At 66.6% G+C, this 20,426-nt stretch carries 19 protein-coding genes; 7 read left to right on the top strand and 12 right to left on the bottom strand.

The genetic code is table 11. The annotated features are described in order from the left end of the window. Position 1: 1 nt before the first annotated feature. Complete coding sequence (locus LGM71_RS05765; RefSeq protein WP_226114216.1) at positions 2-1,693, top strand: bifunctional protein tyrosine phosphatase family protein/NAD(P)/FAD-dependent oxidoreductase; 1,692 nt, start codon at positions 2-4, stop codon at positions 1,691-1,693. An 18-nt stretch (positions 1,694-1,711) separates the two neighbouring features. After that, positions 1,712-2,518, top strand: coding sequence for a sulfite exporter TauE/SafE family protein (locus LGM71_RS05770; protein WP_124629413.1), 807 nt, complete (start codon positions 1,712-1,714; stop codon positions 2,516-2,518). 96 nt (positions 2,519-2,614) lie between these two features. Here the strand turns inward: LGM71_RS05770 and LGM71_RS05775 are convergent, their stop codons facing one another. From LGM71_RS05775 to LGM71_RS05790, 4 genes are all read right to left on the bottom strand, one after another. Next, on the bottom strand, positions 2,615-3,436 hold the full coding sequence (locus LGM71_RS05775) for an ABC transporter permease subunit (RefSeq protein WP_059606893.1): 822 nt from the start codon (positions 3,434-3,436) through the stop codon (positions 2,615-2,617). Beyond that, positions 3,433-4,359 (bottom strand): ABC transporter permease subunit, encoded by a 927-nt coding sequence (locus LGM71_RS05780; protein ID WP_124902392.1) that lies wholly within the window; start codon positions 4,357-4,359, stop codon positions 3,433-3,435. The genes LGM71_RS05775 and LGM71_RS05780 overlap by 4 nt, the downstream gene beginning before the upstream one ends. Continuing rightward, complete coding sequence (locus tag LGM71_RS05785) at positions 4,356-5,516, bottom strand: ABC transporter ATP-binding protein (protein ID WP_226114217.1); 1,161 nt, start codon at positions 5,514-5,516, stop codon at positions 4,356-4,358. Before LGM71_RS05785 ends, LGM71_RS05780 begins: the two co-directional genes overlap by 4 nt. A gap of 86 nt (positions 5,517-5,602) precedes the next feature. Continuing rightward, a complete protein-coding gene (locus LGM71_RS05790; protein WP_226114218.1) occupies positions 5,603-6,697 on the bottom strand; it encodes a polyamine ABC transporter substrate-binding protein in 1,095 nt (364 codons plus the stop codon). A 362-nt stretch (positions 6,698-7,059) separates the two neighbouring features. On the opposite strand from LGM71_RS05790, the gene LGM71_RS05795 reads away from it, so the two are divergent. Continuing rightward, a complete protein-coding gene (locus LGM71_RS05795; RefSeq protein ID WP_027784516.1) occupies positions 7,060-7,263 on the top strand; it encodes a DUF1289 domain-containing protein in 204 nt (67 codons plus the stop codon). Between the two features lie 74 nt (positions 7,264-7,337). Here LGM71_RS05795 and LGM71_RS05800 read toward each other — a convergent pair whose 3' ends face one another. The 3 genes from LGM71_RS05800 to LGM71_RS05810 all read right to left on the bottom strand — a co-directional run bounded on the left by LGM71_RS05800 (position 7,338) and on the right by LGM71_RS05810 (position 10,802). Further along, on the bottom strand, positions 7,338-7,979 hold the full coding sequence (locus LGM71_RS05800) for an OmpW/AlkL family protein (protein ID WP_059683537.1): 642 nt from the start codon (positions 7,977-7,979) through the stop codon (positions 7,338-7,340). Positions 7,980-8,045: 66 nt separating this feature from the next. Then, a complete protein-coding gene (locus tag LGM71_RS05805; RefSeq protein WP_226114219.1) occupies positions 8,046-9,236 on the bottom strand; it encodes an NAD(P)H-dependent flavin oxidoreductase in 1,191 nt (396 codons plus the stop codon). 129 nt (positions 9,237-9,365) lie between these two features. Then, on the bottom strand, positions 9,366-10,802 hold the full coding sequence (locus tag LGM71_RS05810; RefSeq protein ID WP_226114220.1) for an aldehyde dehydrogenase family protein: 1,437 nt from the start codon (positions 10,800-10,802) through the stop codon (positions 9,366-9,368). Positions 10,803-11,070: 268 nt separating this feature from the next. Here LGM71_RS05810 and LGM71_RS05815 point away from each other — a divergent pair, with 268 nt between their 5' ends. Further along, positions 11,071-11,436 (top strand): hypothetical protein, encoded by a 366-nt coding sequence (locus tag LGM71_RS05815; RefSeq protein WP_059606906.1) that lies wholly within the window; start codon positions 11,071-11,073, stop codon positions 11,434-11,436. 34 nt (positions 11,437-11,470) lie between these two features. On the opposite strand, the gene LGM71_RS05820 is transcribed toward LGM71_RS05815, so the two are convergent. Next, positions 11,471-11,935, bottom strand: coding sequence for an Lrp/AsnC family transcriptional regulator (locus LGM71_RS05820; RefSeq protein WP_059606908.1), 465 nt, complete (start codon positions 11,933-11,935; stop codon positions 11,471-11,473). 133 nt (positions 11,936-12,068) lie between these two features. On the opposite strand from LGM71_RS05820, the gene LGM71_RS05825 reads away from it, so the two are divergent. Next, positions 12,069-13,115: a zinc-dependent alcohol dehydrogenase family protein gene (locus LGM71_RS05825; RefSeq protein WP_226114221.1), complete on the top strand. Its 1,047-nt coding sequence runs from the start codon at positions 12,069-12,071 to the stop codon at positions 13,113-13,115. 226 nt (positions 13,116-13,341) lie between these two features. Here the strand turns inward: LGM71_RS05825 and LGM71_RS05830 are convergent, their stop codons facing one another. Both LGM71_RS05830 and LGM71_RS05835 read right to left on the bottom strand, forming a co-directional pair. Beyond that, positions 13,342-14,934, bottom strand: coding sequence for an ABC-F family ATPase (locus LGM71_RS05830; protein ID WP_059606912.1), 1,593 nt, complete (start codon positions 14,932-14,934; stop codon positions 13,342-13,344). A gap of 132 nt (positions 14,935-15,066) precedes the next feature. Beyond that, positions 15,067-17,373 (bottom strand): AsmA family protein, encoded by a 2,307-nt coding sequence (locus LGM71_RS05835; RefSeq protein WP_226114222.1) that lies wholly within the window; start codon positions 17,371-17,373, stop codon positions 15,067-15,069. Positions 17,374-17,526: 153 nt separating this feature from the next. On the opposite strand from LGM71_RS05835, the gene LGM71_RS05840 reads away from it, so the two are divergent. Together LGM71_RS05840 and LGM71_RS05845 are read left to right on the top strand one after the other, a co-directional pair. Beyond that, positions 17,527-18,228, top strand: coding sequence for an ATP-binding cassette domain-containing protein (locus tag LGM71_RS05840; protein ID WP_226114223.1), 702 nt, complete (start codon positions 17,527-17,529; stop codon positions 18,226-18,228). After that, the gene (locus LGM71_RS05845) at positions 18,225-19,028 is read left to right on the top strand and encodes an ABC transporter permease (RefSeq protein ID WP_226114224.1); all 804 of its coding nucleotides are present in this window, start codon (positions 18,225-18,227) and stop codon (positions 19,026-19,028) included. The genes LGM71_RS05840 and LGM71_RS05845 overlap by 4 nt, the downstream gene beginning before the upstream one ends. Before the next feature lie 42 nt (positions 19,029-19,070). On the opposite strand, the gene LGM71_RS05850 is transcribed toward LGM71_RS05845, so the two are convergent. Further along, a complete protein-coding gene (locus LGM71_RS05850) occupies positions 19,071-19,544 on the bottom strand; it encodes a PliI family lysozyme inhibitor of I-type lysozyme (protein WP_059606968.1) in 474 nt (157 codons plus the stop codon). A 250-nt stretch (positions 19,545-19,794) separates the two neighbouring features. Next, positions 19,795-20,346, bottom strand: coding sequence for a DUF6013 family protein (locus LGM71_RS05855; RefSeq protein WP_124629404.1), 552 nt, complete (start codon positions 20,344-20,346; stop codon positions 19,795-19,797). Positions 20,347-20,426 lie beyond the last annotated feature (80 nt).

Below are 20,426 nucleotides of genomic sequence, written 5' to 3' on the forward strand. Positions count from 1 at the left end.
CATGACCATCCGCACGCTGACCGACCTGCTGTCGGTCTCGCCCCAGATCGCCGCGACCGACCTGCCCGCGCTCCACGCGGCCGGCATCCGCACGATCGTTTGCAACCGCCCCGACGGCGAAGGCGCGGACCAGCCGACCGTGGACGAGATCCGCGCCGCCGCTGCGCCGCTCGGCATCGCCGTCCATTACCTTCCGGTCGATACCGGCAAGGTCACCGACGATCAGGCCCGGCAGTTCGACGCGCTCGTCGCGTCGCTCGCCGGCCCGGTACTCGCATACTGCCGCAGCGGCACGCGTTCGGCGACGCTGTGGGCGCTGTCGCAGGCCGACAGGCGTCCGGCCGGCGACATCGTCGCGATCGCCGCCGCGGCCGGCTATGACCTCGGCGCGCTCGCGCCGCGTCTCACACGAGGTGCCACGCAAGGACTCGCGCAGGACGGCCGCCAGCCCGCGCCAGCCATCGACGCGCGGCACGACATCGTGATCGTCGGCGCGGGTGCGGCCGGCGTCGCGGTCGCGTCGAGCCTGCTTGCGCGCGACGCATCGCTCGATATCGCGGTGATCGACCCGGCCGATACGCACTACTACCAGCCCGGCTGGACGATGGTCGGCGCGGGCGTGTTCCGGCCCGACACGACCGCGCGCCGCATCGTCGACCTGCTGCCGCGCGGCGTGAAATGGATCCAGGCCGCCGTCGCCGGCTTCGAGCCCGACGCGCACACGGTGGTGCTCGACGGTTGCCGGCGTATCGGCTACCGCAAGCTTGTTGTCTGCCCGGGGCTCAAGCTCGACTGGCACGCGATCGACGGCCTCGCGGAAACGCTCGGCCGCAACGGTGTCACGTCGAACTATCGCTACGACCTCGCGCCGTACACGTGGGAACTGGTACAGGCGTTCCGCGGCGGCAACGCGCTGTTCACGCAGCCGCCGATGCCGATCAAGTGCGCTGGCGCGCCGCAGAAGGCGATGTACCTGTCGTGCGATCACTGGCGGCGCGCGGGCCGCCTGGGCGCCGCGAACGTCGAGTTCCTGAATGCGGGCGCCGCGCTGTTCGGGGTCGCCGACTACGTGCCCGCGCTGATGGAGTACGTGAAAAGCTACGACATCTCGCTGTCGTTCGGCCACAACCTCGTCGCGATCAACGGGCCCGCGCGGCGTGCGACGTTCCGGCGCACCTTGCCCGACGGCGGCACGGAAACCGTCGAACGCGCGTTCGACATGATCCACGTCGTGCCGCCGCAGAAGGCGCCCGATTTCGTGCGCGCGAGCCCGCTCGCCGATGCGGCCGGCTGGATCGACGTCGATCCGGCGACGCTGCGGCACAAGCAGTTCGCGGACATCTTCGCGCTCGGCGACGTCACCAACACGACCAACGCGAAGACCGCCGCGGCCGCGCGCAAGCAGGCGCCGGTCGTCGCGCACAATGTGCTCGCGTCTCTGGGCCGCGCGCACGGCGACGCCGCGTACGACGGCTACGGCTCGTGCCCGCTCACCGTCGAGCGCGGCAAGATCGTGCTCGCCGAATTCCTGTACGGCGGCAAGGTCGCGCCGACCTTCCCCGCGTGGCTGATCGACGGCCGGCGTCCGTCCCGGCTCGCGTGGCTGCTCAAGGAGCGCCTGCTGCCGCCGCTCTACTGGAAGGCGATGCTCAAGGGCCGCGAATGGCTCGCGAAGCCCGCGATCGCACGTTGACCGGAACCCGATGACACCATGCTGATTTCCCTCGTACTCGGCAGTCTCGTCGGCGCCGTGCTGGGCCTCACCGGCGCAGGCGGCGGCATTCTCGCGGTGCCCGCGCTCGTCGTCGGGATGGGCTGGCCGATGCAGCAGGCCACGCCCGTCGCGCTCGTCGCTGTCGCGGGCAGCGCGGCGCTCGGCGCGCTCGAAGGGTTTCGTCGCGGGCTCGTGCGGTATCGCGCGGCGCTGTTGATGGCCGTGGCGGGCGTGCCGCTCACGACGCTCGGCGTGAAGCTTGCGCACGTGCTGCCGCAACGCGTGCTGCTGGCGTTGTTCGCGCTGACGATGCTGGTCGTCGCGGGCCGCCTGCTGCGGCAGGCACTGCGCCACGCGCCCGGCGACGCGGATGAGTCGCGGTTGTGCGTCGGCCGCGTGAATCCCGATACGGGCCGGCTCGTGTGGTCCTGGCCGGTCGGGCTCGCGCTTGCGTCGACCGGCGCGGTGACGGGGCTGATGACGGGCTTGCTCGGTGTCGGTGGCGGCTTCGTGATCGTGCCGATGCTGCGCAAGTTCACGAACGTGTCGATGCACGGCGTAGTCGCGACGTCGCTGATGGTGATCGCGCTGGTCGGCACCGGCGGCGTGCTCGCGACGCTCGTGTCGGGCACGCGCGCACCGCTCGACATGATGCTGTGGTTCACGGTCGCGACCGCGATCGGCATGGCGATCGGGCGCAATGCCTCCCGGCACCTGTCCGCGCGGCATGTGCAGGCCGGCTTCGCTGCCGTGCTCGTCTGCGTCGCGCTCGGGCTGCTCGCGAAGGCCGCGTTCGGCGCATAAGTCACCGCGGCGCACACCCCGAAGCAAAACGCCCGGCCCGACTCGTCGTCGGCACCGGGCGTTTTTCGTTGCGTCGGCAACCTGTTCGTGATGACGTCAGGTCGCGAATGCGGCCGTCCGCTTGCGCTCCTGGCGCAGCATCACGAAGTTCGCGATCACCACACCGGCCGTCACCGCGACGATGAACAGCGTCGCGAGCGCGTTCATCTCCGGGTTCAGGCCGAGGCGCACGCGCGAGAACACGACGAGCGGCAGCGTCGTCGAGCCGGGGCCCGACAGGAACGCCGACAGCACGAGGTCGTCGATCGACAGCGTAAACGAGAGCAGCCAACCCGCGATCAGTGCCTGCGAGATCAGCGGCAGCGTGATCGTGAAGAACACCTTCAGCGGCGTCGCGCCCAGATCGAGCGCGGCTTCCTCGAGCGACGGGTTCAGTTCGCGCACGCGCGACTGCACGATGATCGCGACATACGAAATGCACAGCATCACGTGGCCCAGCCAGATCGTGAACACACCGCGCTCGGCCGGCCAGCCGATCCACTTCGCCAGTTCGATGAACAGCAGCAGCAGCGAGATCCCCTGGATCACCTCCGGAATCACCAGCGGTGCGTTGATCATCCCGCTGAACAGCGCGAAGCCGCGAAAGCGCCCCATCCGCGCGAGCACGAAGCCGGCCCACGTGCCGATGAACACCGACGCGAACGCGGTCAGCACGCCGATCTTCAGCGACAGCCATGCAGCCGTCAGCAGCTCGTCGTCCTCGACGAGCGCCGAGTACCAGCGGAACGAGAAACCCGACCACACGGTGACGAGCTTCGACTCGTTGAACGAATAGACGATCAGGCTGATGATCGGGATGTACAGGAACGCGAAGCCGGCGAACAGCGCCGCGAACTGCAGGTAACGATTCGGCTTCATCGACGGGCCTCCTGCTCCTTCGCCTGGAAGTGCTGGAACATCGCCATCGGCACGAGCAGCAGCAGCACCATCGCGCAGGTCACGGCCGACGCCATCGGCCAGTCTGCGTTGTTGAAGAATTCATTCCACATCACGCGGCCGATCATCAGCGTGTTCGCGCCGCCGAGCAGTTCCGGAATCACGTACTCGCCGACTGCCGGAATGAACACCAGCAGGCAGCCCGCGATGATCCCGTTTTTCGACAGCGGCAGCGTGATCTGCACGAACGCCTTCCACGGCTTGGCTCCAAGGTCGTACGCGGCTTCGAGCAGGCGCAGGTCCATCTTCACGAGGTGCGCGTAGAGCGGCATCACGAGGAACGGCAGGTACGAATACACCATCCCGATGTACACCGCGTAGTTCGTGCGGTACAGCTCGATCGGCGTATGGGTCAGTCCGATCCACATCAGGAAGTTGTTCAGCAGCCCGTTGTTCTTCAGGATCCCGATCCATGCGTACACGCGGATCAGGAACGACGTCCAGAACGGCAGCATCACGCCCATCATCAGCAGGTTGCGGGTCGCCGGGTTCGAACGCGCGATGTAGTACGCCATCGGATAGCCGATCAGCAGGCACAGCAGCGTCGTGATCGCCGCGACCAGCACCGAATTCACGTAGGTCGCGAAATACAGGCTGTCGGTGAGCAGGAAAGCATAGTGCGACAGGTTCAGCGCGATGTGCACCACGCCGTCCGCGTACGATGCGAGTTCCGTATACGGCGGAATGCCGAGCTGCAGCTCCGCGAAGCTGATCTTCACGACCAGCACGAACGGCACGAGGAAGAACAGCACGAGCCACGTGTACGGCCCCGCGACGACCGCAGAGCCGCCGGTCAGGTTGAAGCGCCGCACGGGCCACGCGAGCAGGGACTTGAGCGCGCTCATGACGTCAGCACCACGCCCGCGGTCGCGCTCCAGCGCACGTAGATCTCGTCGCCGAGCGCCGGTGTGTCGAGCTCGGTGATCGCGAGGCTCGACACGTTCGCGATCACCGTCTTGCCCGCATCGAGTTTCACGTGATACAGCGAATAGCCGCCCATGTAGGCGACGTTGGTGATCTTGCCGCGCGCCCAGTTGAACGCGCCTTCGGGCGGCTTGCGCGTGAGCGCGATCCGCTCGGGACGCACCGACACCGTGACCGGCATCCCGAGCGGGCCCGTGATCCCGTGGCTCACGTACAGCCGGCTTGGCAGCTCCGGCGATTCGATGTACACGTGGTCGGGTTCGTCCTCGACGGTGACGCCTTCGAACAGGTTGGTCGAGCCGATGAACTCGGCCGAGAAGCGGCTGTTCGGATATTCGTAGACTTCGTTCGGCGAGCCGATCTGCACGATCTGCCCTTCGCTCATCACGGCGAGCCGGTTCGCCATCGTCATCGCCTCTTCCTGGTCGTGCGTGACCATGATGCAGGTGACGCCGACCTTGTTCAGGATGTTGACGAGCTCGATCTGCGTGCGCTGGCGGATCTGCTTGTCGAGCGCCGACATCGGCTCGTCGAGCAGCAGCACCTTCGGGCGCTTGACGAGCGAACGCGCGAGCGCGACGCGCTGCTGCTGGCCGCCCGACAGCTGGTGCGGCTTGCGCTTCGCGTACTTGCTCATCTGCACGAGCTCGAGCGCCGCCGCGACGCGCTCCTTCAGTTCCGCCTTCGGCGTGCCTTCCTGCTTCAGGCCGTATGCGACGTTCGATTCGACCGACATGTGCGGGAACAGCGCATACGACTGGAACATCATGTTCACGGGCCGCTTGTACGGCGGCATCTGCGCGAGGTCCTCGCCGTCGATCAGGATCTTGCCCGATGTGACCGTCTCGAGGCCCGCGAGCATGCGCAACAGCGTCGACTTGCCGGAACCCGAGCTGCCGAGCAGCGCGAACAGCTCGCCCTGGCGCACCGTCAGGTTCACGTTGCGCACCACTTCGGTCTCGCCGAATTTCTTGACGACGTCGACGATCTGGACAAAGTTCTCGGCGCGCGCATCGGCGCCGGACGAAGGAACGAAGGACGGCGCGCCCGCGACCGGCGCACCCGACTGGCTATTCATGATGTGCTGCTTCTCTCCTGCGTTTGACGAACAAAGCCCCCGGGGACACCAGGGGCTTCATGACTGCTGGCCTGCTCCGGCTCGCTTCAGCGGCCCGATTTCAGCTCGGTCCACAGACGCGTCTGCAGACGCTGGATTTCAGGCGGCAGCGGCTTGAGCAGGAACAGCGTCTTCACGACGTCGGCCGGCGGGTAGACGGCCGGGTCGTTCGCGACGTCCGGCCGCACGTACTTGCGTGCCTCGGCGTTCGCGCTCGGGTAGTACACGGCGTTCGTGATCGCCGCGTGCACCTTCGGATCCTCGATGTAGTTGATCCACTGCAGCGCGGCGTCCTTGTTCTTCGCGTCCTTCGGGATCGCCATCACGTCGAACCACACCGGCGCGCCGCCCTTCGGAATGTAGTACTCGACCTTGTACGGCTTCTTCGCCTCGATCGCGCGATGCTTCGCGATCACGACGTCGCCCGACCAGCCGAACGCGAAGCAGATGTCGCCGCCGACCAGGTCGTTGATGTAGCCGGATGAGTTGAATTGCGTGATGTACGGGCGGATCTTCTTCAGCACTTCCATCGCGGCCTTGTAGTCGGCCGGGTTCGTGCTCATCGGATCCTTGCCGATGTAGTGCAGCGCCGCCGCGAACATCTGGTCCGGAGCGTCGAGCACCGACACGCCGCAGGTCTTCAGCTTCGAGATGTTCTCCGGCTTGAACAGGATGTCCCAGTTGTCGAGCGGAACCTTACCGAGCGCCTGCTGCGCCTTCGTCAGGTTGTACGCGAGGCCGGTCGTGCCGTACGCCCAGGGCACCGAATACTTGTTGCCCGGGTCCGCGCCGGCGACGAGCGCCATCAGTTGCGGATCGAGGTACTTGAGGTTCGGCAGCTTCGACTTGTCGAGCGGCGTGAAGATGCCGGCGGCGATCTGCTTGCCCGCGTAGTTGCTGGTGGGCACGACGATGTCGTAGCCCGAGCTGCCCGTCAGCAGCTTCGCCTGCAGCGTGTCGTCGCTGTCGTAGTTGTCGTAGCGAACCTTGACGCCCGTCTGCTTCTCGAAGTTCGGGATCGTGTCCTTCGCAATGTAATCGGACCAGTTATAGACATTGAGCTGCGTATCCTTCGCCGCCGCCGCTGATGCACCCACGCACAGCGCAAGCGCTGCGAACCGGCCCACTACCTTTGCTTTCATCCCGTTCTCCCTCCGGCCGGACCTCGTGTCCGACTGCCGTCTGCCTCGTCATGGCGGCGCATTCTGGCACGCCGCCCCTCGAAAACCCCGAACGCTACCACCATTCGCGCTCCGTCACAAAAAAATCATGCCGGTGTCGCGCAAACGGAACAGATTCCCGCCGCCGGCCACTCGGGCGGCCCGCGCAGCGGGGCATTCCGGGGGAATTCTATCGGGTAATCGGCGTCTGTCCATCAGGAAAAGAAGGCGGCCGCGAAACTGTCCCGACGGGTGGTGCGTCGCGCCAGCGGCATCGCGGCCGGGCCGCGTCATCCCGATGCATTAAAATGACGCCCTGACGATTCAACGCGCGAACCCTTTCGATGGCCTCCAATCTCCACGACCTGCCCGACAGCCCCTGCATCGGCGTGTGCTCGACCCTCTTCGACGAAGTCTGCAAGGGCTGCGGCCGCACGGCCGGCGAGGTGTCGAACTGGGTGTTCCTGAGCGACGACGAGAAACGCGCGGTGTGGGAGCGCATCACGCGCGAAGGCACCGCGATGCGCTTTCAGTACGACAAGCTGTAAATCCGCCGCACAAAAAAAGAGCGGCATGCCGACTGCCATGCCGCCAACCCCAACTCTGTTCTTTTCGCTTGCGTCTAGAACTTCATCCCGACGCCCACGCCGACGATCAGCGGATCGATGTGCAACGTGCCGATGCCCTTGTCGCCGAGCGTCGCATCGGTGCTCATCCAGATCTTCTTCACGTCGACGTTCATGAACACCTTCTTCGTCAACTGCACGTCGACGCCGAACTGCAGCGCGGGACCGAAGCTGCTCTTGTTGATCGAAACTCCCTCCCCGCCGACGTTGAGCCCGTTGTTGTAGAAGTACGTGTAGTTCAGGCCCGCGCCGACGTACGGACGCACCTTGCCGGCATGGTTGAAGTGGTACTGCAGCAACAGCGTCGGCGGCAGCACGCCGACACCGCCGAGATTGCCGAGGCTCGACGTCATCTGGTGCCGCGACGTGCCGAGGATCAGCTCCACGCCCAGGTAGTCTCGGATCATGTAGGTGAAGTCGAGCTCCGGCACGATCGCATTGTTCACGCCGGTGTTGATCGCGCCGAGCGTATCGCTCGCGCGCTCGTTCGGCTGGATGCTGATCGCGCGCAACCGGACCAGGACGTCACCCTGGTTGATCCCGTCCCCCGCCGACGCCGCGTGCGACAGCGAGGGCATCATGACGAGGCTTGCCGCCACGGCGGCAGCGGTGACGCATGTTCGAATCGTTTTATGCATGGTACGGACCCCTTGAAGAATTTATTCCATTCTCCCTGTAGGGTCTTTGCGTCGCCTTGATATCCGTCAAGCCAGCGTAAACACTGGACGGTTTGTCGCAGGCTCCGCCGCACGGCCCGTCAGCAGCAGGTCGAGCAGATCGCGCACGCTGCGGATCGCACTGCCGAACGGCAGCGCTTCGCGGCCGCGGAAGAACAGGCCGTTCGCGACGTCGCCGCGCAACGCGGCCGCGAGCCGCGTGTCGATGCAGAAATGGCCGAACTTTTCGATGCCGTCGCGCAGCCCGCAGACGCTCAGGCACTCGAGCGCGGTCGGGCAGCGCTGCTTGAACGCGCCGAGCTTGTCGCGAATGCGCGTTTCGTTGCGCAGGTAGCGATCGAGCCAGGGGGTCTTCACAGCGCGCGCAGGCAGCCCCGTCACGCTGACGAATTCGACGATGTCCTCGGGCAGCGCATCGGCCAGCACGCGCTTGAAGTTCGGATGCGCATCGCCCTCTTCCGTCACCGCGAACGGCGTTCCCACCTGCACGCCGTTCGCGCCGGCCGCGAGCGCCGCTCGTACCGTGTCGTGACTGTTGATCCCGCCCGCGACGATCAGCGGGATCGTGTCGCGCGCGAGGCCGAGCGACGCCATCACCTGCGCGGTCTCGTCGAGCACGCGCGCGAAATCGAAGCGCGCATCGTGCATGTCGTCGATCTGCGTGACGCCGAGGTGGCCGCCCGCATGCGCGGGATGCTCGATCACGATCGCATCGGGCAGCCGCCCCTTCTTCATCCACTTCTTCAGCACCAGCGCGATCCCGCGGCTGTCCGACAGGATCGGGATCAGCGCGATGTCATGACCCTGCGTGAGATCGGGCAGATCGAGCGGCAGGCCGGCGCCCATCACGATCGCGTCCGCGCCTTCGTCGCACGCGACGCGCACGTATTCCGCGTGCGCGCTCACTGCCTTCATCACGTTGACCGCGATCATCCCGCGTCCTTCGCTGTAGGTCTTCGCGAGGCGAATCTCGCGCGCCAGCGCTTCGAGGTTCGCGGCCTCCAGCGTCGCACGATCGGGATTCGCGCGACAGCGCGCGAGCAAGTCTGCATGGTGGTGACGCAGGTCGATGCTCGCGATCGTGCCGAGCGCGCCTTCGCGCGCGACGCTGCCCGCGAGGCGGTGCGCGGAGACGCCGACGCCCATGCCGCCCTGCACCACGGGCAGCAAGGTGCGGCCGCGAATCGTGAGCGGCGGGAAGGAAGTGCGTGCGGTCATCTGAACCTCGTCGAAACATCGGAAATCGGAAACGCGATGATCGACGGATCCACCGGCGCGCACCTTGACGGCCGTCAATAAAAAAACGGCACGCGAGCGTGCCGTTCCGGGTCATGCGGCGTGAAACGCTCAGGCCGGATTCGCCGGCTTGAGCTGCATCGACTTGTACTCGAGATACTCTTCGAGCCCGTATACGCCGTTTTCGCGGCCGTATCCCGACTGCTTGTAGCCGCCGAACGGCGCGGCGCCGTTCCACGTGCCGCCGTTGATGTCGACCTGCCCCGTGCGGATGCGGCGCGCGACGCGCATCGCGCGTTCGTCGCTGCCCGCCCACACCGCGCCGCCGAGCCCATACGGCGAATCGTTCGCGATGCGCACGGCCTCGTCTTCGTCGCGATACGTGATGATCGACAGCACCGGTCCGAAGATCTCTTCCTGCGCGATCGCCGATTTCGGATCGACGCGGCCGAACACCGTCGGCTTCACGAAGAAGCCCTTCGCGAGCCCTTCCGGCAGGCCCGTGCCGCCGGTCACGAGTTCCGCGCCGTCGTCGATTCCGCGCTGGATGTAGGCCTGCACGCGCTGCTGCTGCACGGCCGATGCGAGTGCGCCGAGACGCGTCGTTTCCTGACGCGGGTCACCCGCGACATACGCTTCGGCTGCCGCCTTCGCGATCGCGCGCGCCTCGTCGTAGCGCGCCTCGGGCACCAGCATCCGCGTATGTGCCGAACAGGTCTGGCCCGCGTTCAGGTAGCACGCGTTGACCGTGCCCTTCACTGCCGCCGCGAAATCGGCATCGTCGAGGATCACCGACGCCGACTTGCCGCCCAGTTCGAGCGCGACGCGCTTCACGCTCGCGGCCGCGAGTTCGGCCACGCGCTTGCCGGCACGGGTCGAACCCGTGAACGACACCATGTCGACGTCCGGATCGGTCGCCAGCACCTCGCCGACGACCGGGCCATAACCGCACACGAGATTGAACACACCCGGCGGCAGGCCCGCTTCGTGAATCGCTTCGGCAAGCATGAACGCGTTGAGCGGCGCGACTTCGGATGGCTTCAGGACGACCGTGCAGCCGGCCGCGAGCGCCGGCGCGACCTTCAGCGTGATCTGGTTGAGCGGGTAGTTCCACGGCGTGATCGCCGCGACGACGCCGACCGGCTCGCGCACCACCCGCGAGTTGCCGAGCGTCGCCTCGAATTCGAACGATTCGGCGAGCTTCGCGTATGCCTTCCAGTTGTAGATCGGACCGCCGACCTGGATCGCGCGCGACAGCTTGATCGGCATGCCGACTTCACCGGTGATCGACTGCGCGAGTTCCTCACTGCGCGCCTGCAGACGCTCGACGATCTTGCGCAGGTAGCCCGCGCGCGTCGCGGGCGGCGTCGCGGCCCATGCGTCGAACGCCGCGCGCGCCGCACGGATCGCGTCCTGCGCGTCCGACGCCACGCCCTCGGGAATCCGGCCGATCACGGCCTCGGTGCCCGAGTCGATCACGTCGATCGTGCCCGTTCCGGCCGGCTTGCGCCATGCGCCGTCGATATAGAACTGATCGTAGATTTTCATCGCTTCCTGTCTCCCGGAAAACGGCCATTCTAACGAGTGCGGCGCGGCTGCGCGACGACGCCTGACGGGACCACGAGCGCCGCCGAACGGCCCGCGCGGACGCCGGCGAACGGGCGCCGGACGCCCGCTTCCCGCAACCGCGGCATCCGCGCCACGCCGGCGCGCCACGAGGCCCCACCTCGTGCCCCGCATCGTGCTATGTTTTTACTATGGGCGCCGGCTGCTGCGGGCCGCGCCACCCGGAATCGATGCCTTCGTGAGCGCTGCCATGACCGACGCACCCCATATCCTCGGCTCGCAAGATCGCCTGGAGCTGCTGTGCTGGCTCACCTGCGGCAATCTCGGCGCGTTTTACCTGAACGAAACCTGGCCGGATGCATCGTTCCAGGTGCAGGCCGCGCATCGCTGGCTCGACCGCCACCACCGGCAGTCCGACTGGCTCGCGATCGCGAAGCTGGCCGCGCTGGCGCAGGACATCGCAAAGCGGCACGCCGACTTCGTCGACGCATCGTGGGCGCGCGACGCGGTCGAGGAAATCGTCGATACCGACGATCTCGACTACCGGGCGAAACTCGTGCAATGGGTGTACGAAGACTGCTGCAAGGCGCTCGCCGACAAGCGGCTGGCCGACTGACCGCTCGCGCATGCGCGAGCGCCGGCTTGCGCCATCACGCTATCGGCAGCCGCTGCGTCGACTTCAGCTGCCGCAACGACAGGTTCGAGCGGATGCTCAGCACGCCCGGCAATCTGCGCAGCACCCGTTCGACGAAATGACTGTAGTCGTCGAGGTCGGCCGCCACCACCTGCAGCAGGAAATCCGCTTCGCCGGTCGTGTTGTCGCATGCAAGCACGTTGGGGCTCGCCTGGATCAGGCGCTCGAACTCGGCCGTCACCTCCTCGCTGTGCTGCGTGCAGACGATCTGCACGAACGCCATCACGCCGAGCCCGAGCTTGCGGCGGTCGAGCCGCGCGTGATAGCCCGCGATCAACCCCGCTTCCTCCAGCCGCCGGAGCCGGCGCCAGCAGGACGTCTCGCTCAGCGAGAACGCTTCGGCGAGCCGCGCATTCGACACGCGCCCGTCCTGCTGAAGCATGTCGAGCATGCCGCGATCGATCTTGTCCAGTGGTTCCATGAAAGCTCCTTGCGGCATTCCCGCGATCAGCGCAAGGCTATCTCAAGATTACCCGTATCTCAATCGCAAAATGAAAGATAAATCCGCATTCTTCCGGCTATATTGAAAGACTCATTCGATCCAGGAGGAGATGGTGAAAGCAGTCGTTTATGAAGCGTTCGGCGCGGCGCCGCGGTTGATGAATGTCGACGATCCGACGCCGGCGCCCGACGGCGTCGTGATCGAAGTGAAGGCGACCGGCGTGTGCCGCAGCGACTGGCACGGCTGGATGGGGCACGACCCGGACATTGTGCTGCCGCATGTGCCGGGGCACGAACTCGCCGGCGTCGTGGTCGCGGCGGGCGCGGCGGTCACGCGCTGGAAGGCGGGCGACCGCGTCACGGTGCCGTTCGTCGGCGGCTGCGGGCACTGCCCGGAATGCCACTCCGGCAATCAGCAGGTATGCGAACAACAGTTTCAGCCCGGCTTCACGCACTGGGGCTCGTTCGCCCAGTTCGTCGGCATCCATCACGCGGACCTCAACCTCGTGCGGCTGCCCGACGCGCTCGATTTCCCGACCGCGGCGAGCCTCGGATGCCGCTTCGTGACGTCGTTTCGTGCGGTGGTCGACCAGGGGCGCACGTCGGCCGGCCAGTGGGTGGCCGTGCACGGCTGCGGGGGCGTCGGCCTGTCGGCGATCATGATCGCGAATGCGATCGGTGCGAACGTCGTCGCGATCGACATTTCGGACCAGGCGCTCGCGCTCGCGCGATCGGTCGGCGCAGCGGCGACCGTCAATGCGTCGCAAGTCGCCGACGTCGTCGATGCGGTGAAGGAGATCACGCGCGGCGGCGCCCACGTGTCGCTCGATGCGCTCGGCCATCCGAGCACCTGCTTCAACTCGATCAGCAATCTGCGCCGCCGCGGCAAGCATGTGCAGGTCGGGCTGATGCTCGGCGAGCATGCAACGCCGGCCGTGCCGATGAGCAAAGTCATCGCGCACGAACTGGAGATTCTCGGCAGCCACGGGATGCAGGCGCATCGTTACGACGCGATGCTCGACATGGTGCATGCCGGCACGCTCGCGCCGAACCGGTTGATCGGCAAGGAAATCAGTCTGGGCCAATCGATTGATGCGCTGATGAACATAAACCGGTTCGAAGGCGCCGGTGTGACGGTCGTAACGGATTTTTCGGGCTGACGGCGCAGGGCTGACCGCGCGGGCGGTGGTGGCGGCCTGTTCCGGCGGCCTGTTCCGGCGCCCTGCACGTGCCGCCGCCCGGGTCGTCGCCGCCGCCAAGCTGCGGATGCGGGACCGCAACCGGCGACCGTGGCCGCGAGCGCTTGCCCCGATAAGAAAAAGCCCGCCAGGCTTGCACCTGGCGGGCTTCCAGTACATCAGGTCGCGGGCATGGCTGCCCGGGCGATTACTCCTGCCCCTGACTCGTCAGGAACTCCTCGTAATTCCCGCCGAAGTCGAACAGCGTGCCGTCCGTGCGCACTTCGATGATCCGGTTCGCCAGCCCGCTCACGAATTCGCGGTCGTGCGAAACGAAGATCAGCGTGCCTTCGAACTGCTCGAGCGCGATCTGCAGCGACTCGATCGACTCCATGTCCATGTGGTTGGTCGGCTCGTCCATCAGCAGCACGTTGTGGCGGCCGAGCATCAGCTTGCCCCAGATCATGCGGCCCTTCTCGCCGCCCGACAGCACCTTCACCGACTTCTTGATGTCGTCCGACGAGAACAGCAGGCGGCCCAGCGTGCCGCGCACCATCGTTTCGTCGTCGCCGTCCTTGCGGTACTGGTCGATCCAGTCCATCAGCGTGATGTCGTTCGGGAACTCCTCGTACGTGTCCTGCGGCATGTAGCCGACATTCGCGTTCTCGGACCACTTCACCGTGCCGTGATCGAGCTCGAGCGCGCCAAGCAGCGAACGCAGCAGCGTCGTCTTGCCCGCGCCGTTCTCGCCGATGATCGCGATGCGCTCGCCCGGCTGCACCGACAGGTTGAAGTTCTGGAAGATCGTGCGCTCGTACTTCTTCGTGATGTCTTCGGCAACCACCGCGACGTTGTGCAGCTTCTTCTCGAACTCGAAACGGATGAACGGGTTCTGACGCGACGACGGCTTGAATTCCTCGATCTTGATCTTGTCGATCTGCTTCGCGCGGCTCGTCGCCTGGCGGGCCTTCGACTTGTTCGCCGAGAAGCGGCGCACGAAGTCCTGCAGTTCGGCCACGCGCTCCTTCGCACGCGCGTTCGCCGCGGCCTGGCGCTCGCGCGCCTGTGCCGATGCGAGCATGTAGTCGTCGTAGTTGCCCGGCCAGACCTTCAGCGTGCCGTAGTCCATGTCGGCCATGTGCGTGCACACCGAGTTCAGGAAGTGACGATCGTGCGAGATGATGATCATCGTCGAGTTGTACTCGTTGAGCGTGTGCTCGAGCCAACGGATCGAGTTGATGTCCAGGTTGTTGGTCGGTTCGTCGAGCAGCAGCACGTCCGGCTTCGAGAACAGCGCCTGCGCGAGCAGCACGCGCAGCTTCCAGCCCGGCGCGACGTCGGCCATCGTGCCGTTGTGGAACTTCTCCTCGATGCCGATGCCGAGCAGCAGCGCACCCGCGCGCGCCTCGGCGTCGTAGCCGCCGTATTCGGCGAACTTGCCTTCGAGCTCGGCCGCGTGCATGTAGTCGTCGTCGGTGGCTTCCGGGTTCGCGTAGATCGCGTCGCGCTCGGTCATCGCAGCCCACATCTCGGTGTGGCCCATCATCACGACGTCGAGCACGCGCACGTTTTCATACGCGAACTGGTCCTGGCGCAGCTTGCCCAGGCGCACGTTCGGCTCCAGCGCGACGTTGCCGGCGCTCGGCTCGAGGTCGCCGCCCAGGATCTTCATGAAGGTCGACTTGCCGCAGCCGTTCGCGCCGATCAGACCATAGCGGTTGCCCTCGCCGAATTTGACCGAGATGTTCTCGAACAAGGGCTTCGGCCCGAATTGCATCGTGATGTTGGCAGTAGAAAGCACGGCAGGTCCCGTAAGAGAGAAATCGACGGAAAACCGTGTATTTTAGCAGGTGTCGGAGAAACTGCCGACCGCCCTGTTCCGGCCCCGCCAGCCGGACCGCCACGCGCGGCACCGGCCCTGCCTCGGACACCGTCACTTGCCGGCCTTCACCGCCGCCTTCTGCGCCGCCTTGGCCTTCATCTGGCCGAACAGCTCCGAGCACGGCACGTCGCGGTTATTGCTCGGCGCGATCAGCGGAATCAGCGCCGCGAACGGATTGATCAGGCCCAGTCCGACCATCGCGCCGGCGCGCAGCGCAAGCGCGCCGGCGTCGACGCCGACCTTCGGATTCTTGAACGTGCCCTTCGCGTACAACGGCGAACGCAACGAGAAGACCCGGAAACCCTTCGTATGCGGATGGATCTTCAGGTCGATCGATTCGTCGCGCAGGTTGACCGGGCCGTCGACGTTGATCAGCGCGTCGTCCGTATCGAGCGCGAACACCTTCGGGTCGAGCATGCCGTCGTTCGCGACGAAGTCGATCGCCGCGCAATTGATGTTCACGTCGCGGGTGCCGAACAGCTTCTCGTAGACGACGTTCGCGACGTTCAGCCCCGCCGCCTCCATCAGCAGCAGGCTGATGCGGCCATCCGTGATGAGCGCCTTCACTTCGCCGGTCGACGTCGCCGCGAGCGCGGCCGGTGAGTTGCCGGTCGCCGACAGCGACGCGTCGCCGTTGATTTCGCCGAACGCGGTCTGCATCACCTTCTGCGTCGGGAACAACTGCTTCAGCCGCAGGTGACGCGCGGCCAGCGTAAAGCGGCCCTTGAGCGGCGTGCGGCTGCCGTCGAGTTGCGCGTTCGTCGCGAGCGTGCCGCCCGCGACGCCGAACTGCAGCGGTTCGAGCGACAGCACGCCGTCCTGCAGCAGGATGTGCGTGTACAGGTCGGTGATCGGCAGTTGCGGGCTCTTGATCAGCTTGCGCCCGGTGAACTTCACGTCCGCGTCGATCGCGCTCCAGCGCTCGGTGCGGAACGTCGCGACCGGCAGCACGCGATCCGGCGGCTGGCGCGTCGTGTCGCCGCGCTTGGCCTTGCTTGCAGCCGAGTCGGCACCGATCACCGGTGCGAGGTCGGAGAACTGCAGCAGGTTCGACACGAGTTCGCCCGACAGCTTCGGCCGCGGTTCGCGCTGCGCCCAGGTGAGCGTGCCGCGGAGATCGCTGCCGCCGACGCGGCCGTTGAAATTTTCATAGCGGAACGTGCTCGCGTGCTGCTTGATGTTGCCGATCAGGCGACCCTCGGTCGCATACGGCGGCGTGTCCGGCAGCGTGATGCCCGTGATCTGGTAGAGGTGCGACATCGACGTGCCCTGCAGCCACAGACGCAGGTCAAGTGCCGCGAGATGCATCGGGTCGGTCAGCGTGCCGACGATCGCCAGCCGCGTGTCGCCAGCCTTCACGTCAGCCTGCAGCGGGAACGGCTGCGTCGTCTTCTCGATCGCCAGCACGCCGCCGACCTTGCCGGTGCCGCTGATCGGCACGTTCTTGTACCGGCCGTCGACCTTGAGCCCGAACGCATACGTCGGGCCGGCCGGCTTCGCGGCGGCAGCGGCACCCGACGCAGCGGACGCCCCGCTCGCGCCGGATGCCGGCACGGCCGTGGATGCGGAGGAAACCGAAGTAGCCGGAGCGGCAGCGGATGCACCCGACGACGCGACGGCGGACGCCCCGCTCGCGCCTTGCGCCGCCGACGCACCTGACGCACCCGACGCGGCCTCGGCACTCGCCGTCGCGCTCAGTCGCGCGGCACCGCTCTTGCCGACGCGTTGCGCCGACGCCGCGCGCGACGTTTGCTCCTGCTCCTTCAGCACGTCGCCGAGCGGAATCGGCTGGCCGAGCGTATCGATCGCGACCGTGAGATCGGCCTTCGTGATCGCATCGCGATACGTGACGACGCCCTTCGCGAAACCGAAGCTGTCGAGCCGCACCTTCCACGGCGACGGCTGCGACGATTCCTTGAACTGGAAGGTCCACGTATTGCGGCCGTCGGCGAGCCGCTCGAGGTCGACCGCGGGATTGACGACATCGATCGACGGAATGACGATTTCGTGCGCGAGGAGCGGAAGAATCGCGAGATCGAAATGCGCGGCATCGAGCGTGACGAACTTGGGCCCCTTCGCCCAGTCCGGGTTGCCGATCTCGAGTTGCGTGGCGGAGAAACTCGGCCAGGGCACCCATGCGCGCCAGCCGGTCTCGCCGTCGGGGCGGCGCCAGCCGACCTTGAGATCGCCATTGATCGCGAACGGGCGGCCAAGTGCGGTACTCACATGTTCGTTGACCCACGGTTTCGCGTGGTTCCAGTCGAACGTGAAGATGAAGATGCCGGCCGCCGCAATGACCAATGCGACGATACCGACGATCCATGCAGCCGATTTGCCGATGGCTCGTGCTAGCGTCATGGCGGTTCCGTTGTTGTTCTGCAGAGTTTGCGCACAATGTCGGGCCAACTTGCGTGAGTGAACGGAGCACGACACCGGCGGCTTTTCAATCGGTATTATGGCGCACGCCGCAGCAACGCTTCGGCGCCATTAACGCTTTTTTTCATTTGTGACATGACAGCCCCAAACGGCCTCATCGATGCGCAGCACATCACGCGCCGCGACGCCAGCAGCGGCAAGACACTGCTCGCGCCGACCGACTTCAGCCTCGCCGCGGGATCGCGAATTGCTATTACGGGACCGTCGGGCTCCGGCAAGAGCGTGTTGCTGCGCGCGCTCGCGTTGCTCGACCCGCTCGACGGCGGTCATATCCTGTGGCGCGGCAAGCGGATCAGGCGCGGCGCGATTCCGCGCTACCGGCGCAGCATTGCCTACGTGCGCCAGCGGCCCGCGCAGATGGACGGGACCGTCGAAGCGCAATTGCGCTACCCGTATTCACTCGCGATCTACCGCGACGTGACGTTCGACCGCGCACGCGCCGAAGCGCTCGCGGCACGCGCCGGTCGCGGCGCCGATTTTCTCGACAAGCGAGCGAGCGAACTGTCGGGCGGCGAAGCGCAGATCGCCGCGCTTCTGCGCGTGCTGCAGCTCGACCCCGACGTGCTGTTGCTCGACGAGCCGACGTCCGCGCTCGACCCCGACTCGATGCGCGCGATCGAAGCGCTTGTCGGCGCCTGGTTCGACGCGGCACCGGATGCACGTGCCTACATGTGGATCTCGCACGATCCGGCGCAAGCCGCCCGGATCGGCACGATGCGGCTCGTGATGCAGGCCGGCGTGCTGCACGCCGCGAACGCGATGGAGGCGCAGCGATGAGCCCCGCACTGCAGGACCTGAGCCTCGTCGACGTCGGGATCGCCGCCGCGCTCGTCGCGGTCAACGGCGCGATCTCGGCCGCGCTGTCGCTCGGCCTCGGGCGCAAGCTCGCGCTCGCCGCCGTGCGCACCGTCGTGCAGCTGCTGGCGATCGGCTACGTGCTCGGCTGGGTGTTCGGTCATCCGCACTGGACCGTCGTGCTGCCGCTCACCGCGTTGATGACGCTGATCGCAGGCTTCGCGGGCGCCGGCCGCGGCAAGCACACGTATCGCGGACAGCGTGTCGACAGCATCGCGTCGATCTGGTTCAGCAGCTGGTTCGTCGCGGCCGTCGGCCTGTTCGTCGTGATCCGCATTCATCCGTGGTACACGCCGCAATATGCGATCCCGATCCTCGGGATGATCCTCGGAAATACGCTCACGGGCGTGTCGCTCGGCGTCGAACGGATGATGGAGGAACTGACCGCGCGACGCGACCGCGTCGAGACGGCACTGGCGCTCGGTGCGACACGCTGGGAAGCCGCGCAGAACGCCGCGCGCCAGGCCGTGCGCGCTGGCATGCTGCCGACGCTCAACCAGATGGCCGTCGTCGGCGTCGTGAGCCTGCCGGGGATGATGACGGGCCAGGTGCTGGCCGGCCAGTCGCCGCTGCAGGCCGTGCGCTATCAGATCGTCATCATGTTCCTGATCGCCGCGGCGTCCGCGCTCGGCACCGTTGGCGCAGTGCTGATGACGTATCGCCGGTTGTTCTCGGCCGATCACCGGTTTCTTGCATCGCGGCTCGAGGAACGCGTGCATTGACCCGCGGCGCCGCGACATACGCGGCATCCGCGTGGCATGCGGTCAGCGGGCAGCGCGGCGTTTGCCGATGGCCCGGCGCAACGCGGCCGTGACGTCGGCGTCGGGTGCCAGCCCGTCGACCGATGCGACGAGCCGAACCGCGCGCGGCGTCGTCACATAGGCCTGCGCACCGACGTAACCGCCGCTGCCGGCCGAGCGCGTCGTAACGACGAGCGCCTGCGGCGCACGCGCGCCGAGGTCCGCCGTGAATGCATCGGCGACGGTGCCGTCACGCGCATGCAGCACGCCGGTCACGTAGTCGTCCGTATCGAAGCCGGGTGCGGCATGCGCGGTCGAATACACGCGCACCGCATAACTGCCGGTCGAGCACGGTTCGAGCGCGCCGCTCGACACGACGGCGGACTGCTGTCGCGACGGCAGCTCGACTTTCTTCACGAAGCTGCAATCGTCGGCTGCCTGCGCATGGACAGCGACGAACGCAGCCGCCGACAGCAGCAGGCGCATGCAATGTTTCATCGAAATGTCGTTCGGGGGAAGATGGAGGATGCCGGAAGGATAGCGTGACATCCGCATGACGTCACGCACGCCGCCGCGCGAATGGCCGCGCCACCGGCGCGTGCCGGGCGCGACGAAGTCGAACATCGCTCAATGGGAAGGCCCGAAGCCACGCGCCACAAACCGTCACGCGCGACCCTCCCCGGATCGCCCGGATGCGCATCGCGATGGTTGCGCGCGCACCGGACGCCTCACCGGCCGCGCGCCCCGCTCAGTGCTTGATCGACACCGTCACCTTCGTGCCGTCGCTCATCGTGACGGACTTCGAACCGCCATTGGTCGAAATCGACACCCACTTGACCTGGCTCACCGACACGACGTCCGGGCACTGCAGCGACTTGCCGCCCGCACTCACGTTGCGCGTGCCTTTCGGCGCGGCGGCCTGGAAGCTCATCTGCACGTTCGCGACCCCCTTCGCGTCAACCGACGGCGCGAGCCGCACCTGGGTCTGGCGCACCATCGCGCCGTTCGCGTCGCGCGGCAGATTGTCGGCGTTCGGGCAACCGTCGGGCATCGCGACCGCGCCGCCCGGCGGCACCGACTTCCAGTTGAAGTCATCCGTTTCGCCCGAGCGGATCTTGCGGGTCTCCTGCGTATTGCCGAAGGTCTTCGAGTCGACCTTGACGGTGTATTCGAGCTGCCCCGTCCCGCCGCCCTTCAGGCTGCCCTTGACAGGCGGCGCCGCGAATACGCTCGCGCTGACGCACGCCGCCGCGAACACGGCAGACCACGATGCGGCGACTGACAAGCTGCGTTGGCTCATGCTGACCTCCTTGTAATGCGGCGGCACGCGCGTGCCGCGCGGTTTTCGATGCATGATGCGTTGCCAGTCTACCGCCAAGC

Source organism: Burkholderia sp. AU33545, assembly GCF_020419685.1.
Lineage (GTDB): Bacteria > Pseudomonadota > Gammaproteobacteria > Burkholderiales > Burkholderiaceae > Burkholderia > Burkholderia diffusa.